General features: G+C 61.0%; 13 protein-coding genes. 6 read left to right on the forward strand and 7 right to left on the reverse strand.

The features are described from left to right. Window positions 1-87 precede the first annotated feature (87 nt). The 4 genes from AB8B31_RS26225 to AB8B31_RS26240 all read right to left on the reverse strand — a co-directional run bounded on the left by AB8B31_RS26225 (window position 88) and on the right by AB8B31_RS26240 (window position 3,600). Window positions 88-1,056 carry an aldo/keto reductase gene (locus tag AB8B31_RS26225; RefSeq protein ID WP_439007572.1) on the reverse strand — a complete coding sequence of 323 codons (969 nt, stop codon included), beginning with the start codon at window positions 1,054-1,056 and terminating at the stop codon, window positions 88-90. A 54-nt stretch (window positions 1,057-1,110) separates the two neighbouring features. Then, complete coding sequence (locus AB8B31_RS26230; protein ID WP_018517650.1) at window positions 1,111-2,007, reverse strand: NAD-dependent epimerase/dehydratase family protein; 897 nt, start codon at window positions 2,005-2,007, stop codon at window positions 1,111-1,113. 118 nt (window positions 2,008-2,125) lie between these two features. Beyond that, entirely contained in the window at window positions 2,126-3,028 is a 903-nt protein-coding gene (locus tag AB8B31_RS26235; RefSeq protein ID WP_131591261.1) for a LysR family transcriptional regulator, read from the reverse strand. A 125-nt stretch (window positions 3,029-3,153) separates the two neighbouring features. Further along, window positions 3,154-3,600 (reverse strand): hypothetical protein, encoded by a 447-nt coding sequence (locus tag AB8B31_RS26240; protein ID WP_162769133.1) that lies wholly within the window; start codon window positions 3,598-3,600, stop codon window positions 3,154-3,156. On the opposite strand from AB8B31_RS26240, the gene AB8B31_RS26245 reads away from it, so the two are divergent. Both AB8B31_RS26245 and AB8B31_RS26250 read left to right on the forward strand, forming a co-directional pair. Then, on the forward strand, window positions 3,591-4,064 hold the full coding sequence (locus AB8B31_RS26245) for a thermonuclease family protein (RefSeq protein ID WP_018517652.1): 474 nt from the start codon (window positions 3,591-3,593) through the stop codon (window positions 4,062-4,064). The genes AB8B31_RS26240 and AB8B31_RS26245 overlap by 10 nt on opposite strands. A 285-nt stretch (window positions 4,065-4,349) precedes the next feature. Next, on the forward strand, window positions 4,350-4,721 hold the full coding sequence (locus tag AB8B31_RS26250; protein WP_131703342.1) for a COG4315 family predicted lipoprotein: 372 nt from the start codon (window positions 4,350-4,352) through the stop codon (window positions 4,719-4,721). Here the strand turns inward: AB8B31_RS26250 and dut are convergent. The 3 genes from dut to AB8B31_RS26265 form a co-directional block, all read right to left on the reverse strand. After that, a complete protein-coding gene (dut, locus tag AB8B31_RS26255; protein WP_245504017.1) occupies window positions 4,649-5,464 on the reverse strand; it encodes a dUTP diphosphatase in 816 nt (271 codons plus the stop codon). The genes AB8B31_RS26250 and dut overlap by 73 nt on opposite strands. 61 nt (window positions 5,465-5,525) lie before the next feature. Beyond that, window positions 5,526-6,620, reverse strand: a complete 1,095-nt coding sequence (dinB, locus tag AB8B31_RS26260; protein WP_018517656.1) for a DNA polymerase IV — start codon at window positions 6,618-6,620, stop codon at window positions 5,526-5,528. Beyond that, window positions 6,621-6,884 carry a hypothetical protein gene (locus tag AB8B31_RS26265; RefSeq protein ID WP_131703345.1) on the reverse strand — a complete coding sequence of 88 codons (264 nt, stop codon included), beginning with the start codon at window positions 6,882-6,884 and terminating at the stop codon, window positions 6,621-6,623. A gap of 173 nt (window positions 6,885-7,057) precedes the next feature. On the opposite strand from AB8B31_RS26265, the gene AB8B31_RS26270 reads away from it, so the two are divergent. The 4 genes from AB8B31_RS26270 to AB8B31_RS26285 all read left to right on the forward strand — a co-directional run bounded on the left by AB8B31_RS26270 (window position 7,058) and on the right by AB8B31_RS26285 (window position 16,204). Then, window positions 7,058-7,816, forward strand: a complete 759-nt coding sequence (locus tag AB8B31_RS26270) for an ImuA family protein (RefSeq protein ID WP_130719551.1) — start codon at window positions 7,058-7,060, stop codon at window positions 7,814-7,816. Next, window positions 7,737-9,248 (forward strand): Y-family DNA polymerase, encoded by a 1,512-nt coding sequence (locus AB8B31_RS26275; protein WP_131591263.1) that lies wholly within the window; start codon window positions 7,737-7,739, stop codon window positions 9,246-9,248. The genes AB8B31_RS26270 and AB8B31_RS26275 overlap by 80 nt, the downstream gene beginning before the upstream one ends. Continuing rightward, a complete protein-coding gene (locus tag AB8B31_RS26280) occupies window positions 9,245-12,508 on the forward strand; it encodes an error-prone DNA polymerase (RefSeq protein WP_018517660.1) in 3,264 nt (1,087 codons plus the stop codon). The genes AB8B31_RS26275 and AB8B31_RS26280 overlap by 4 nt, the downstream gene beginning before the upstream one ends. Before the next feature lie 327 nt (window positions 12,509-12,835). Then, window positions 12,836-16,204 (forward strand): AAA family ATPase, encoded by a 3,369-nt coding sequence (locus AB8B31_RS26285; protein ID WP_131591264.1) that lies wholly within the window; start codon window positions 12,836-12,838, stop codon window positions 16,202-16,204. Window positions 16,205-16,208 lie beyond the last annotated feature (4 nt).

The raw sequence follows: 16,208 nt of genomic DNA on the forward strand, positions 1-16,208 counted from the left end.
CGGATTCGATTTAAGGATAAAAGTATGCAGCAGTTTCAAAATGTTACAGCGTCCTTTGCGCGTCTTGAAAGACGCGCGGCGCTGTAGTCAGAAGCCGCCCACATGCAGCGGCTTGTAAGGGGCTTCGAGCGTCTTGATGTCATCGCCGGTGAGTTCGAGCTCGACCGCGGCGATCGCATCTTCAAGATGGCTCATCTTGCTGACGCCGACGATCGGTGAGGTTACGACCGGCTTCTGCAGAACCCAGGCCATCGCGACCTGCGCCATGGAGGTGCTGCGCGCCTTGGCGACGGCTTCGACGGCGTCGACGATGTCCCGGTCGCCGGTCTTCTCATACATGCTCTTGTTGTAGCGGTCGGTGGTGGCGCGCTTGGTCTCGGTACCCCAGGGACGGGTCAGCTTGCCGCCGGCAAGCGGGCTCCACGGCAATACGGCAATGCCTTGATCGGCGCAGAGCGGCAGCATTTCGCGTTCTTCCTCGCGATAGGTGAGGCTCACCTGGTTCTGCATCGAGACGAACTTTGTCCAGCCGTTGAGCTCGGCGGCATGCTGGAGCTTGGAAAACTGCCAGGCCCACATAGAGGATGCGCCGATATAGCGGGCCTTGCCGGCGCGCACGAGGTCATTCAGGGCCTCCATCGTTTCTTCAACAGGAGTGAATGGGTCGAAGCGGTGGATCTGGTAGAGATCGACATAGTCGGTGCCGAGGCGGCGCAGGCTGTTGTCGATCTCAGTAAGGATCGCGGCGCGGGACAGGCCCTGGCCGTTCGGGCCGGGACGCATGCGGCCGAATACTTTGGTCGCGAGCACAGTTTCCTGGCGGGGCGCCAGTTCCTTCAGCAAGGCGCCAGTTATCTCTTCGCTGGTGCCCTGCGCGTAGACATTGGCCGTGTCGAAGAAATTGATGCCGGCGTCCCAGGCGCGCTTGTACAACGGCCGCGCCTCATCGAGCCCGAGAACCCATGGGCGTTCGTCAGTCTGCTTGCCAAAGGACATGCAGCCAAAGCAGATGCGGCTGATTTCAAGCCCGGTTTTACCAAGTCTCACGGTCTTCATGATCTTTCCTCCGAGTTGATGATTGTCAGTCCTGACAGATGCGCGGTTGCGAGATCACAGGCCGGCCACGTATTTCCGCCAGTTGTGTTCTTCCTTGAAACCGAGAACCTCACGAATCTTCCGGTTTGAGAGAGGCGCTTCGAATTCGCCGAGCTCTCGAACGATGGGCGTGTTCGGCGCCCATCTGGCGAGGAAATCACGTGTCGGCTCCGCCGCCGTGATAGTGTCGTTGACGGCGTTGAAAACCTGGAAGCCGAGGCCGTCGGCCTGCAGGCAAAGGTCGACGATCTGCCCGAGATCGCGGGCATCGATATAGCTCCAGGCGTTCCGCTTGCGCGATGCCGGATCGGCGAGAAAACCGGGAAAACGGTCGTATTCATGCGGCTCGATGACGTTGGCGATCCGCAAGGCGTAGATGTCGATGCCGCTACGCATCGCAAAGGCGCGGGCCGTCTTTTCGTTCACGACCTTGGAGAGGCCGTAGCTGTCCATCGGGTCGGTGTCATAGTCTTCCTCGAGCGGGTAGGAATGGAAATCCTTGTCGCCCTCGGCAAAACAGACGCCATAGGTCGTCTCGCTCGACGCGATGATCACCTTCTGAATACCGAGCTTCACCGCGGCTTCGATGACGTTGTAGGTCGAGATCGCATTGACCGCGAAGGTCTGGTTGTCGGGCTTGAGGAGAAGGCTCGGTATTGCTGCGAAATGCACGACGGCATCGACCTTGGCTGGTCCGCCTGCCGTCTGCAGATCCTTGCCGCTGAAATGCATCGACAGAGCGTTGAAGGTCTGGCCGCTGTCGGTCAGATCGGTGATCAGCGTCTGCACGCCGGGGCAGTTCAAAGGAACGAGGTCGAGATTGCGGACCTTGTGACCCTTGTTGACCAGATATGGAACGGCATGACGGCCGGCCTTGCCGCTTCCGCCGGTAAATACGATCCGCTTGCTCATGTGATTGCTCGCTTCTCCACGAAGGTTCGAAAAAAGCGGTACAACGTGGGAAAGCGATGAATCAATAGACTGAAAATCACTGAGCCGATGAGTTTGATTCATCGATCGGAATTGGCCGCTACAATCCGTTGAGGCTGCGGACGATCTTGATCAGGGCCTCGACGCCGAAGGGAAGCTGCCGCCTGCTGGAATAATACATCGAAAACGGCGGGCCTATTGACGCCCACTTCGGAAGAACGACCTCCAGGCGCCCTGCCGAGACATAGGGGCTTGCAAGCCTTTCCAGGCAATAGCACAGCCCGGCGCCTTCGAGCGCCGCATTGATGGCAAGATCGGTTTCGCCCGAGATCAGTGGTCCGGGAACGTCGATCTCGCGCCGGTCGTCGCCGCGTTCAAATTCCCACTTGTAGATCTGGCCGCGGCCCGTCCGTATCCGGATGCAGCGGTGGGAATTGAGATCCTCCGGCATCACGGGGCGGCCGTGGTTCCTCAGATAGTCGGGGGCACCGACCGCGACCCATTTTAAAGGAGCAGTGAGAGGAACTGCGATCATGTCTTCCGGAATGGTGCCGCTGTACCGGATACCGGCATCGAAGCCGTCCGCGGTGACATCGACGAACTGGTCATCTACGGCGACCTCAAGTTCGACATTGGGGAAGCGCTGCTGGAACACCGGGATGGCTGGCCGCAAAAGCAGTACGGCGGCATCTTTGAGAACATTGATGCGAATGCTGCCGGCGCCAGCTTGATAGTGCCCGTTCAAGTCCTCCAAGCCGGAGTTGATAAGCTCGAGCCCGGCAGAAATCTTCTCGGCAAGCGCCGTTCCGGCGGCGGTTGGCGCAACGCTGCGGCTGGTTCGATTAAGGAGGCGAACGCCCAGCCTTTGCTCAAGCGCCTTCATGCTGTGGCTCAGGGCGGAAGCCGTTACCTCTAGGTGATCCGCCGCTTTCCGAAAACTACGGTACTGGACTATCGCGAGAAAGATCGACAGCTCGTGAATTTCATTGCGCTTGAACTGCATGTTGATCTCAGGAGGCTAGTTCGGCGATACTTCGCAACCGGTCTTAAAGGCTCTGGCTCGTTTGGTGCAACTCAGCACTCGGATGCTGGTTTGCCGGCTCGGATTCTCCACTGCCGATCACAGAATTACCCCGTATCATAGTGCCTTTCAATCTCCGGCAATGGTATCGAAAACGTGAGGGCGCTCCACGACCTGATGTCGGAGCGCCCTGAAGGGACGGCCGGTCCATGCCCCGGACTGCCGTGCGACGGGTCCAGGCCGGTGAGCAAGGCTGCCTGCCCTTGATCGAGCGTGCCGAGTTCGGGCATGTCGATCAGGAGCGCGAAGGCGGTGACTACAGACACGCCCGGGATCGAGACAATGATGTCGAAGCGCCCCGCGAGGTCGGGATCGTCCTTAATGATCAGCATGATCTCCTTTTCGATCGCGATCATCTGACGCTCGATCTGCCTGAGCTGCTCGGAGTTGTGTGGCTTGAGGACGGCCAAGGTCAGGTTTTTGCCGTGTTTCTGGCCGCAGTTCCATCTTCCTCCAATCATCGCGTCTCTTACTGAAGTCACTAATGAATCCATTGGACAACTCGATTGCCGGAGCAGATCAGCTTATCGGCCGAGCGTCGGTCATCGACGGTGACACGATTGAGATCGCCGGGCAGCGGATCCGGCTGAATGGGATCGATGCTCCGGAAAGCTGGCAGGCCTGTCGCGACGCGGCAGGGAGGCCATACCGCTGCGGCAAGGATGCCGCGTTCGCACTCGACGAGTTTCTTTCGAAATCGCGCCCGATCCGCTGCGTGGGCCATGGCAAGGACAGATATCAGCGCGTTGTTGCCGATTGCTTCAGGGCAGATGGGCAGAGCGTGAATTCCTGGCTGGTGAGGCAGGGCTGGGCCATAGACTGGCCTAGATATTCCAAGGGAGCATTTCAGGACGATCAGGTAGCCGCCCAAACTGCTGACTTGGGCATCTGGCGTGGAACCTTCGAGGTTCCGTGCAAGGCGAGAGCAGCCCGACTAAAGCGGCGGTCGGCCTGCTGATGTGCGGGATTCGCGGATGAATCCGCGTCAGTAGGAGACATCCGCCGCGCGCAGAGTGGGGCCGATTTGGGGCCATTGAACGAACCCGCTGCGCGGGAGGGCGTCCGCGGCTGAGGTAGAGGGCGCAGGCCGGACATACACTCACGCATTCCACGGGAACAAAATTGACCAGTGGTATGTCGTGTCGTCCTCCATGAGCGGAACCGCTTTCATAGTTGGGCGTTTTTGCCAGTTAGATCGGGTACTGCTGGCATTCCGCCGGCACTGCCGAATGGGAGAAAAATCATGAGAACGATATTGATCGCGATAGGTGCGTTAACTGCTTTAACCGGGTCTGCTTTTGCGGCCGAGCCGGCCAAGATGGTCGAGACGAAAATGGGCAAGGTCCTGGGCACTGAAAAAGGCATGGTGCTTTACACCTTCGACAAAGATACGAAAGGCAAATCCAACTGCGATAGCGATTGCCTGAAGAAGTGGCCGGCGTTCCACGCTGGAGCCAAGGCCAAGGCGGAAGGCGAATGGTCTCTAGTCAAAGCTGCGGATGGCAAAGAGATGTGGGCCTATGAGGTTAAGCCGCTTTACACTTATGTCGAGGATAAGAAAGCCGGTGAAGCCAACGGCGATGGCGTTGGAGGAGTGTGGCACGTGGCCAAATAGCTCACCGGGGACGGTTCGAATGGGCGGTCGTTGGATCGCCCTGAAACCCAAGACCAACTTCTGGAACGACCTATCTCTCTGTGGCTTCGCCGACAAACCCGGCCTGTCCGATGACCGCTGGCAATCATGTGATCGACTGAATTGTGCAACAACGATTGCAAGCGTCTCATTAAAATCCGCCTGGCGATTGGTGGCTGACTGCGCGATCCGTATTTCAATGACCGCAATGTACCGAAAGCGATCATTGGTGCCATCGAAAGCGATATCATAATCCCCGTGCTGCCGAGGCCCCTGCCTCCGCGAGGTGCCTCCGAAATCTCCGGCAAAGATTGAAACTCCGCCTGCACGAAAGGGGCAATGACCAACTGAGCAATGCGGTCACCGGAACCGCTGAAGGGCGCGTTGGAAGTGTTGAATAGGATCACCTTGAGCTCGCCCCGGTAGTCGCTGTCGATCGGGCCGGGTGAGTTCAGGACTATGATTCCATGTTCCGCCGGCAACCCCGAGCGAGATCGGATCTGAGCTTCCCCGCCCAAAGGCAACTCGAGCGCGATCCCGGTTGTGCTGACCTCGCGGGTTCCTGGCGCCAGCTCGATGGCGGGGCCATCGAAGGCAGCGAAGACGTCCGCCCCGGCTGGCCCAGAGGTCTGATACTCTGGAAGTCTGGCTCGATCGGTCAACAGCAGAACTTTGACACGGGACCTATCCGGTGTGCTCTTCTCCGGTCGGAAGTCACCGCACATCAATGGGCTCGACAATTATGCCACGATGGGCACCGACAGGAAAAATTCGGCAAGTGTCTAACTAAAGTGCCAGCCGCAACTGCGGCGTCGATTCAAGCCTCCGCCGTTCCAACGAAGACAGCGACACGCCGAGCAGACGGACCCCTTTTTGCGGCGGGAAGAGCGGCATGAGAAGCAGGTCGACCAACTCCTCGAGATCAGTGATCGCCGACAGGGGTCCCGGAGCGGTCTTGCTGCGGGTGATTTGGCTGAAGTCGGCATATTTGACCTTGAGCGTCACCGTCTTGGCGCCGATCTCATTGGCCTCGCAGTATCCCCAGACTTTCTCGACCAGCGGCTGAAGCCCTTCGCGCGCGGGTTCGTAGGAATGGATGTCCTCAGCGAATGTGTCTTCGGCGCCGACTGATTTCCGCACTCGGTCCGGCTTGACCTGACGATCGTCGATTCCGCGAGCAATCCCGTAGAAATAGGGTCCTGACTTCCCGAAATGTTCGACGAGGAAGTCGAGTGTTTTCTCCTTCAGGTCTGCTCCCGTTTCGATCCCGAGCCGATGCATCTTCTCGGCCGTCGCCGGTCCGACGCCATGAAACTTCTTGATGGGCAGGCGCTCGACGAAGGCCGGACCATTCTTCGGCGTGATGACGAACTGGCCATCCGGCTTGTTCTGGTCGGATGCCATCTTTGCGAGGAACTTGTTGTAGGAAATACCGGCGGATGCGGTCAGTCCTGTCGCCGCCTTGATCCTGGCGCGGATCTCCTCCGCGATCTCGGTGGCAATCTCCATCCCTTTGAGGTTTTCGGTGACGTCCAGATAAGCCTCGTCAAGCGACAACGGCTCGATCATCGGCGTGTATTCGGCGAAGATCGTTCGGATCTGCAACGACACGGCTTTGTAGACGTCGAAGCGTGGCTTGACGAAGATGAGGTCCGGGCATTTCCGCTGCGCAGTCACCGAGGGCATGGCGGAATGGACGCCGAACCTTCTGGCCTCATAACTGGCGGCCGCCACCACGCCGCGGGCAGCAGGACTGCCGACGGCAACCGGCAGGCCACGCAGCTCCGGATTGTCGCGCTGCTCGACCGATGCGTAGAAGGCGTCCATGTCGACATGCACAATCTTGCGCGGCCGTTCGCGGTTGTCTTCGCCTGTTATCATCTAGCCTCCATCAGCGAGACCATGACTCAAACATGGGAAGTGCGCCCCACACTTGTCACCGTGGGGCGTCTGCATCCGCTCGCAGCCCATGGCCATGCGCCGGCGGATTTCCGCGAAGGTGACGCTTGCGCCAAACGCTTTCACCAACAGTTTGCGCTCATGTGCACAATGGCGATCGCAGACCCGGCAGATGAGTTCGACCACCGGGACTTTATGATCTTTCAGTCTAGGGGGCGCATCGTCCACAACCCGCATTCGGCGCATCCGAAAATATTCCTTTCCCACCATCCGATTGAATCCGCTGGCGATTTTTCTGCCTTGCACCCGTGCTCAACTTCAGCGGGTCACATGCGCATTGACTCATTTACTCTATAAGAACAAATACAGAACATATTACTGTTTCTCAAGCTGAAAACGGGTTGCCGTCGAAGGAGATCATGAACTCAGCCGCCGCCCCAAACGCCGTCCTCGACGGCCTGCGCGAGCAGATCGCGCACCTGGAAAGCGCCCGTCGGCGCAACCGTGGCGTTTTGCCTTTCGGTGTAGCGCAGATCGACGAGCGGCTTCCGGGTGGTGGATTGGCCTATGGGGCGCTGCACGAGTGCGCCGGCGGCGGGACCGGCACCGTCGACGGGGCGGCGGCCGCCCTGTTCGTGGCCGGGATAGCCGCTCGCACCAAAGGCAAGGTCGTCTGGTGCCTGACACGTCCCGACTTGTTCTTCCCGGCCCTGGCGCAGGCGGGTCTTCATCCGAACCGGGTCGTCTTTGTCGAGTCCGACAAGGAGGAAGACGTCCTTGCCAATATGGAGGAGGGCCTTTCATACGGCGGCCTCGGGGCGGTGATCGGCGAGATCGTCCGGCTGCCGATGGCGGCGTCCCGGCGGCTGCAACTCGCAGCCGAGAAAACCGGCACGATGGCGCTCGTGGTGCGGCGATGGAGACGGCAGACCGAAGCCAGCGACTTCGGCCAGCCGACGGCGTCGACCACGCGCTGGAGGGTGAGCGTCATCCCCAGCGAGGAGCTGCCAGTTCCGGGCGTCGGGCGGGCGAGGTGGCTTCTGGAGCTGATGAGGGTGAAAGCGGGCGAATGCGCTGAGTTCGAAGTGGGGGCCTGCGATGCCGAGGGTCGTATCGATTTTTTTTCCCGATCTCCCTACGGACAGGATCAGGCGGGCCGATCCCGTCATTCCGGTTGAGGAGGCGATCGCCGTCATTTCGAAGAGCGGCTCCAAGCGCTGGGTGTCGGCCGCCGACGCCGCGGCCAGGAAGGTCGGCCTCCATGTGGGCATTCCGGCCGCCAAGGCGCAGGCGCTCTTCCAGGGTCTCCGTATGATCGACGCCGATCCCGCCGCCGATGCAGCGGCGCTCGAGCGCATCACCATGTGGGCGTTGAGCCAGTATTCGCCGATCGTCGCCATCGACCCGCCGAATGGCATCGTCATGGATACGGAGGGCGCGGACCATCTACAGGGTGGCGAGGAGCGCATGTTGACGAGCATCGCCAACCGCTTCCGCGCCAAGGGCCTGACAACACGGGTCGCCATAGCGGACACGTGGGGTGCCGCCCACGCATGCGCCCGTGCCATCAACCGGGAAACCGTCATCGTCCCGAGTGGGGAGACTATCCGGGCCGTCGAGCGCCTTCCGATCTCGCTGCTTCGGCTGCCCGAGAAGATCGTGAGTGATCTGCGCACGCTAGGCTTTCGGACAATAGGGGAGCTTTCGGCAACGCCGCGCGCTCCCTTGGCGCTTCGCTTCGGACCGGAAGTGGGTCGCCGTCTCGACCAGATGTTCGGTCGCGTCTTCGAACCAATAGATCCCATCCGTAGCCCGGAACTCGTCGAGGTCAGCCGGGCGTTCGCCGAACCGATCGGTGCGCCGGAGACGATCAACAAGTACGTCGGACGGCTGGTTGTTCAACTCGTCGCCGAACTCCAGCGGAGGGGTCTTGGCGTCCGTCGGACCGATCTCATCGTCGAGAAGGTCGACGGTACTCGCCAAGCGATCAGAGCGGGAACCGCCAAGCCCGTGCGAGATGTCGCCTGGCTGACGAAACTGTTCCGTGACCGGACGGAAAAGATCGAACCGGGGTTCGGAATCGAAAAGCTGACCCTCGTCGCGGTGATGTCGGAACCGCTCGAGGAGAAGCAGAAGACCTCATCTCTTATCGACGACGAGGACGCCGACATCACCCCGCTGATCGACGTCTTCGGCAATCGAGGCCAGCGCGTCTTCCGGGTCGCGCCAGTCGCATCCGACGTTCCGGAGCGTAGCGTCCAGCGGATCGCCGCCGTCGGCGAGGAAGTGACGGAGGGTTGGGTCCACCATTGGCGGCGGCCTGTGCGGCTGTTTGCGCGTCCGGATCCGATCGAGGCGATAGCTCTGCTGCCGGATCATCCGCCTGCCAGCATCACGTGGCGCGGCAAGCGCCATCGGGTGAAGCGTGCGGATGGGCCGGAACGCGTCTTCGGCGAATGGTGGATGCGCGACAGCGAATTCGAGGCGGTGCGCGACTACTTCGTCGTCGAAAACGAGATCGGCGAACGATATTGGATCTTTCGCTCCGGCGACGGCATCGATCCCGAAACGGGCTCCCATAAATGGTTCATGCACGGGATATTCGGATGAGATACGCCGAGCTCCAGGTCACGACGCACTTTAGCTTCCTTCGTGGCGCGTCCTCGGCCGACGAGCTCTTCGCGACCGCCAGGGAACTCGGCATCGAAGCTCTCGGCGTGGTCGACCGAAACTCTCTGGCAGGCATCGTCAGAGCGCTGGAAGCATCCCGCGCGACGGGCGTCCGCCTCGTCGTGGGCTGTCGACTCGATCTGCAGGACGGCATGTCGATCCTCGTCTATCCCACGGATCGCGCCGCATATTCGCGCCTGACCCGCTTGCTGACGCTCGGCAAGGGCAGGGGCGGCAAGGCGAACTGCATCCTGAACCTCGAGGACGTCGCCCTCTATTCCGAAGGGCTCCTCGGTATCCTCGTGCCCGACCTCCCAGACGATGTCTGCGCCATCCAACTTCGCAAGATGGCCGAGGTCTTCGCAGATGGGGCATACGTCTCGCTCTGTCTCCGGCGTCGTCCGAACGACCAGGTAAGGCTTCACGCGTTGTCGAACATGGCCGTCAAGCACCGTGTGAAGACGGTTGTCACCAATGACGTCCTGTTCCACGAACCGGGCAGACGGCAGCTTCAGGACGTCGTCACCTGCATCCGTCACAACACGATCATCGACACCGTCGGTTTCGAGCGCGAGCGTCATGCCGACCGGTTCCTCAAACCGCCGGAAGAGATGGAGAGACTGTTTCCACGCTACCCCGAGGCGCTGGCCCGGACGATGGAGATCGTCGAGCGATGCAGGTTCTCCCTGGAGGAACTGACCTACCAGTATCCCGAGGAGGCGATCCTCCCAGACAAGACCCCACAGGAATCCCTCGAGCACTATGTCTGGGAATGCGTGCCCAACCGCTATCCGGAAGGCTTGCCGCCGGAGGTTCTCAAAATCGTCCGTCACGAACTCGATCTCATCCGGACGATGAAATACGCCCCATACTTCCTGACTGTTTTTTCGATCGTCCGCTTTGCCCGGTCGCAAGGCATCCTCTGCCAGGGGCGGGGGTCGGCGGCGAATTCGGCCGTCTGCTATATCCTTGGCATTACCAGCATCGACCCTTCGACCAACGATCTCCTGTTCGAACGCTTCGTCTCCCAGGAGCGCGACGAGCCGCCGGACATCGACGTTGATTTCGAGCACGAACGCCGCGAGGAGGTCATCCAATGGATCTACAAGACCTACGGGAAGGACAAGGCCGCACTCTGCTCCACCGTCACACGCTACAGGGCCAAGGGCGCCATCCGAGACGTCGGCAAGGCGCTCGGCTTGCCCGAGGACCTCATTAAAGCCTTGTCCTCGGGCATGTGGGCGTGGTCGGAAGAGCTGGTCAGCGACCGCAGTCTTCGCGATCAGGGCTTGAACCCGGAAGACCGCCGTCTGGCGTTGACCCTCAAGCTTGCACAGCAGCTCATGGGCGCTCCTCGGCATCTGGGACAGCATCCAGGCGGCTTCGTCCTGACGCACGACCGCCTCGACGATCTCGTCCCGATCGAACCCGCCGCAATGGTCGACCGGCAAGTGATTGAGTGGGACAAGGACGATGTCGAGGCGCTCAAATTCATGAAGGTCGACATTCTGGCGCTCGGCATGCTGACCTGCATGGCGAAGACCTTCGCTCTCATCCGAGAACACAAGGACGAGCACCTTGATCTCGCGAAGATCCCTCAGGAGGACCCGCCGACGTATGCAATGATCCGGAATGCAGACACTTTGGGGACGTTCCAGATCGAGTCCCGAGCACAAATGGCGATGCTGCCCCGGCTCAAGCCACGGACATTTTATGATTTGGTCATACAGGTCGCAATCGTGCGACCTGGTCCGATCCAGGGCGATATGGTGCATCCTTATCTCCGTCGCCGGGAGGGCAAGGAGCCGGTCGTCTATCCGACGCCGGAGCTCGAAGCCGTTCTCGGCAAGACTCTCGGCGTTCCGCTCTTCCAGGAGTCTGCCATGAAGGTCGCGATGGTCTGCGCCGGGTTCACCGGCGGCGAAGCCGACCAGCTTCGAAAATCGATGGCGACCTTCAAGTTCACTGGCGGCGTCTCGCGCTTCAAGGACAAGCTCGTCTCAGGCATGATCAGGAACGGCTACACGGCCGAGTTTGCCGAGAAGACCTTCAGCCAGCTCGAAGGATTCGGCAGCTATGGATTCCCGGAATCCCATGCGGCGTCGTTCGCCTTGATCGCCTATGCCTCCAACTATGTGAAATGCCACCACCCTGACGTCTTCTGCGCGGCGCTGCTGAACTCGCAGCCGATGGGATTTTACGCGCCGGCCCAAATTGTCGGCTGCGCCCGGAACCACGGGGTTGAGATTCGACCCGTCTGCATCAACAATTCCCGGTGGGACTGCACGCTTGAGCGCATCGGCAATGCTGACAGTCACGCAGTCCGCCTCGGGATGCGCATGGTGCGCGGCCTTGCCGCCGCCGATACCGCGCGTGTCGTGGCTGCTCGCATGGATCAGCCGTTCGAAAGCATCGATGACATGTGGCGACGGTCCGGGGTTCCGGCGGCTTCTCTGGTCGAGCTCGCCGAGGCCGACGCCTTCCTGCCGTCGCTGGGACTTCAGCGACGCGACGCCTTGTGGGCGATCAAGGGCCTGCGTGACGAACCGCTTCCGCTCTTTGCAGCCGCCTCAGAACGTGAGGCGAGGGCGGTCGCCGAGCAACAGGAACCCGAGGTCGCTCTCCGTCAAATGACCGAGGGGCACAACGTGGTCCAGGACTACAGTCATATCGGGCTGACGCTACGCGATCATCCTGTCGCATTCCTTCGGAAGGCCCTGACGGAGCGCCGGATCGTCACCTGCGCGCAAGCTATGAACGCGCGCGATGGTCGCTGGTTGATGACCGCCGGCCTTGTTCTCGTCCGGCAGAGACCTGGCAGCGCCAAGGGCGTCATCTTCATGACGATCGAGGACGAGACCGGTCCGGCTAACGTCGTTGTCTGGCCCAAGCTCTTCGAGCAGCGCCGTCGCGTCGTCCTCGGGGCATCGATGATAGCCATCAATGGGAGAATTCAGCGTGAAGGCGACGTCGTCCATCTCGTGGCCCAGCAGGTATTCGATCTGTCCGGCGATCTATCCGGGCTGGCCGACCGCGACGCCGAGTTCCGGCTGCCGACCGGCAGGGGAGACGAGTTCGTGCACGGCTCGCCCGGAACGCCGGATTCGCGGGACAGCGTGGCCGCCGCAAAGCCGAGGGACATCTTCATTCCAGATCTTCATATTGATCAGCTCAAGGTGAAGAGCCGGAACTTCCATTAAAGGAATGTACCACTTGCGGCCTACCGCTCAACCGAGCACGGCTTTTAAATGGCAACTGTGCGCCCAATAGCGAAGTAAGCGTTATCCGGCGCTCAGCGCGGGCTTGCATCCCAAGCGATGCTTTTCCTCCAACATCCGCGTTCATAGCAACGCGGATGTTCCTCGTGCGAACCGGTTGCGTCGGCCGCCTTTGACGCATTGCAGCCGTTCCACGTGCCAGCCGTGGGTGACTGCTCAGGGCGATAGGTGTAAGCTGGATATCCTCGGCCCGGTGGGAAAGCGTCTCAGGAGCAATCCGAATTCGACCATGTCAGAGGATCCTAGATCATGTCCGACATCGGAGACTGGCTCGCCAGCATCAGGCTTAAGCGGTATCGCCAAGCCTTCGTGAAGAACGGCATCGATCTCGATGTCGTCGACGATCTCACCGATGCCGACCTCAAGGAGCTCGGACTGTCCCTTGGTGACCGCAAGCGTTTTCTCAGGGCGGCCGCGACTCTGGCTCAGCAGTCGCCGCCGCTCACGGCGGCACTACGTCCCTCCGTGTCACCGATCCGCAGCGAGGCGGAACGGCGACAGCTTACGGTGATGTTTTGCGATCTCGTTGGATCGACAGCACTCTCAGCTCGCCTCGATCCAGAAGACCTACGGCAGTCGATCGTTGCATACCGTGCTTGCGCCACCGAGATCGTCGGCCGGTACGACGGTTTTGTTGCCAAGTATATGGGCGACGGCGTCCTCGTATACTTCGGCTATCCCCAGGCCCACGAGGAAGATGCCGAGCGGGCCGTGAGGGCCGGCCTCGCGGTCATTGAGGCCGTCGACCGGCTGGATGCGGCAGGCGAGCACCTGGCTGTTCGGATCGGAATCGCCACCGGCCTAGTCGTGGTGGGTGACATCATCGGCACCGGCGAGGCCGAGGAATGCAGCGTTGTAGGTGAAACGCCGAACCTGGCGGCCCGTCTACTGGAGTTGGCCGGATCCGGCACAGTGGTCATTGCTGAAGCAACGCGCGCACTGCTGCGGGGCCAGTTCAAGCTGGAAAGCATCGGACTGCGGCCGATCAAAGGTTTTTCCGGGGCGATTGAAGCGTTTCGGGTGCTCGGCGAAGTGCGTAGCGACGACCGTTTCGAGGCCGGTCACGCGACCGTGCTGCCCTTGGTCGGCCGTGACCCGGAACTCGCATTGTTGGTCGATCGCTGGACTAAGGCCAAGGCCAAGGAAGGTCAGGTCGTCCTGCTCGAAGGTGAGGCCGGAATCGGCAAGTCGCGTCTCGCCCTGGCCCTTCGCGAGCGTCTCCTTCGAGAACCACACGGGTTGCGCCGTTACTTCGCCTCGCCATACCACATCAACAGCGCGCTTCGTCCGGTGATTGGCCCGCTCGAACAGGAAGCAGGATTTGAACGCGAGGATTCATCGGTCTTGAAGCTCGCCAAACTCCAGGCGCTGATCGCGGAACAGGTGGGTGAGGTGAGCGAAGCGCTCCCATTGTTGGCCGAGCTTCTCGGAATTCCAGGCCCTGGCCGCTGTCCAATACTGGATCTCGCGCCCCGACAGCGTAAGAAGCGAACCTTCGACGTGCTCATCGCCCAGCTTGGCAGATTGGCTGCGAAGCAGCCGGTGCTCCTGGTGCTTGAGGATGCTCATTGGCTGGACGCGAGTAGCCTTGAGTTGTTCGGCTTGTTCGTGAACCACATCCGGCAGCTCCCGGTGCTGCTGGTCATTACCCACAGGCCCGAGTTCGTCCCGCCTTGGCGTAGTTACCCGCACGTGACAAAGGTGGTCCTGAATCGCCTCGACCGGGTGCACGCGCAATCGCTGGTCGAACGGCTGACCGGCGGAAAGGCACTGCCTGCCGGAGTGCTCGATTACATCCTGGCCAACACCGATGGCGTACCGCTGTACCTTGAGGAGTTGACCAAAACCATGCTCGAATCTGGTCTCTTGGGAGTGGCCGGCGATCAGTTTGGACTGGCTGCACATATGCCGCCGATGGCGATCCCGATAACGCTATACGACTCGCTGATGGCCCGCCTCGACCGCCTCGGTAGGGCCAAGGTGGTGGCCCAGATCGGCGCCTGCATTGGGCGCGAGTTCTCCTATGAGCTGATTGCCGCGTTAGCAGTGCTCGATGAGCATGAGCTGCAAAGAAGCCTTGATCAACTGGTTGCTACTGAGCTAGTTTTTCGGCGCGGAAGCCCCCCTAACGCGGTCTACAGCTTCAAGCACGCGCTCGTCCGAGATACTGCATATCAGTCGCTCCTCAAGAGTCGCCGCCGGGAACTACATCACCGTATTGCGCAGGTCTTCGAAGAACTCGCCCCACATGTCGTGTCCGCTCAGCCGGAGCTCCTGGCCTATCATCTGACGGAGGCAGGAGAGCTGCCGCAAGCCGTCGTGTTCTGGCATCGGGCCGCCGAACACGCAAACGAGCGGGCGGCGAATACCGAGGCCGTCGGCCATTTGGCCAAGGCACTCGACCTGCTCGCGCAGATGCCCGAGAATCCGGAGCAACTCGAGCTTGAGCTGACGTTGTTGATCACCATGGGACGAGTTCTTACCGCCGCAAAGGGCTATGGCCACCCGGAGGTCGAGCGTGTCTACAGCCGTGCTCTCAACCTGGCGGAGCGGATCCAGGAAACGCCCAGGCTGTTCCCGGTGCTCCTGGGTCTCACGATTCATCATGCGGTGCGGTCCGAGCTTTCCGCGGCGCGGGACCTTGGCGAACGGCTTCTGAGGTTAGCGCAGCAGATCTCGGATCCTGTGCTCGTGGTGGAAGCGTCCTATGCTTTGGGCATTACCTGCTCCTGGCGTGGCGAATTCGCCTCGGCATGGAAGCACTTCGAGCACGGGATCAGCCAATACGACATCGCCCAGCACCAGGCCCATCTAGCGCTCTATGGACAGGATGGAGGACCGATCTGCCTGTGCCGTGGCGGCATGGCGCTGTGGTATCTCGGCCACGATGACCGGGCGCTGGAGCTGATGGACGAGGCGCTCGCCATGACCGCGAGCCTCAGGCATTTGTTCAGCCGTGCATATGTACTGACATGGGCGGCGATTTTGCAGGTGCATCGACGCGACATCGCCAAGGCGCAAGAGGCGGCGGAGTTGGCGTTGGCGTTCGCGGCCGAACACGAATTTCCATTCTGGCACACTCAGGGAGTCTTCCTGCAGGGGTGGGTGCTGGCGGAGCGGGGCCTGATCGCGGAAGGCATCGAGCGGCTGCGAGACGGGTTGGCTGGGATGCAGGCGATCGGATCAGGAATGACGGCGCCTTGGGCGATGGGCTTACTCGCGGAGGCGCACGGAAAGGCTGATCGTTTTGCCGAGGGTAGCACCTTGATTGACGAGGCGCTTACCATTGTCGCACGCACTGGCAACCGCTGGTGCGAGGCGGAGCTGCATCGGCTCAAGGGCGAACTCATATCATCGAGCTCAGAGTGCGATCCTGCCGAAATCGAGGCGTGCTTCCGCCGTGCGCTCGACGTCGCTCGCATGCAGGATGCGAAGATGTGGGAACTGCGCTCGGCGGTGAGTTTGGCCCGGCTTTGGCGAGCACAGGGTCTTAGAGCACAGGCCTGCGAGCTGCTCATCCCGCTCCTCGGCTGTCCCTCTAACGGGCACGGGACGCTCGAACTTCAGGATGCTCGAGCGGTCGTTGAGAGCTGCGGAGGTAGTAAATTGAGCACCTGAACAC

Source organism: Rhizobium sp. 62_C5_N11_2 (assembly GCF_051811185.1).
Taxonomy (GTDB): Bacteria; Pseudomonadota; Alphaproteobacteria; order Rhizobiales; family Rhizobiaceae; genus Rhizobium; species Rhizobium leguminosarum.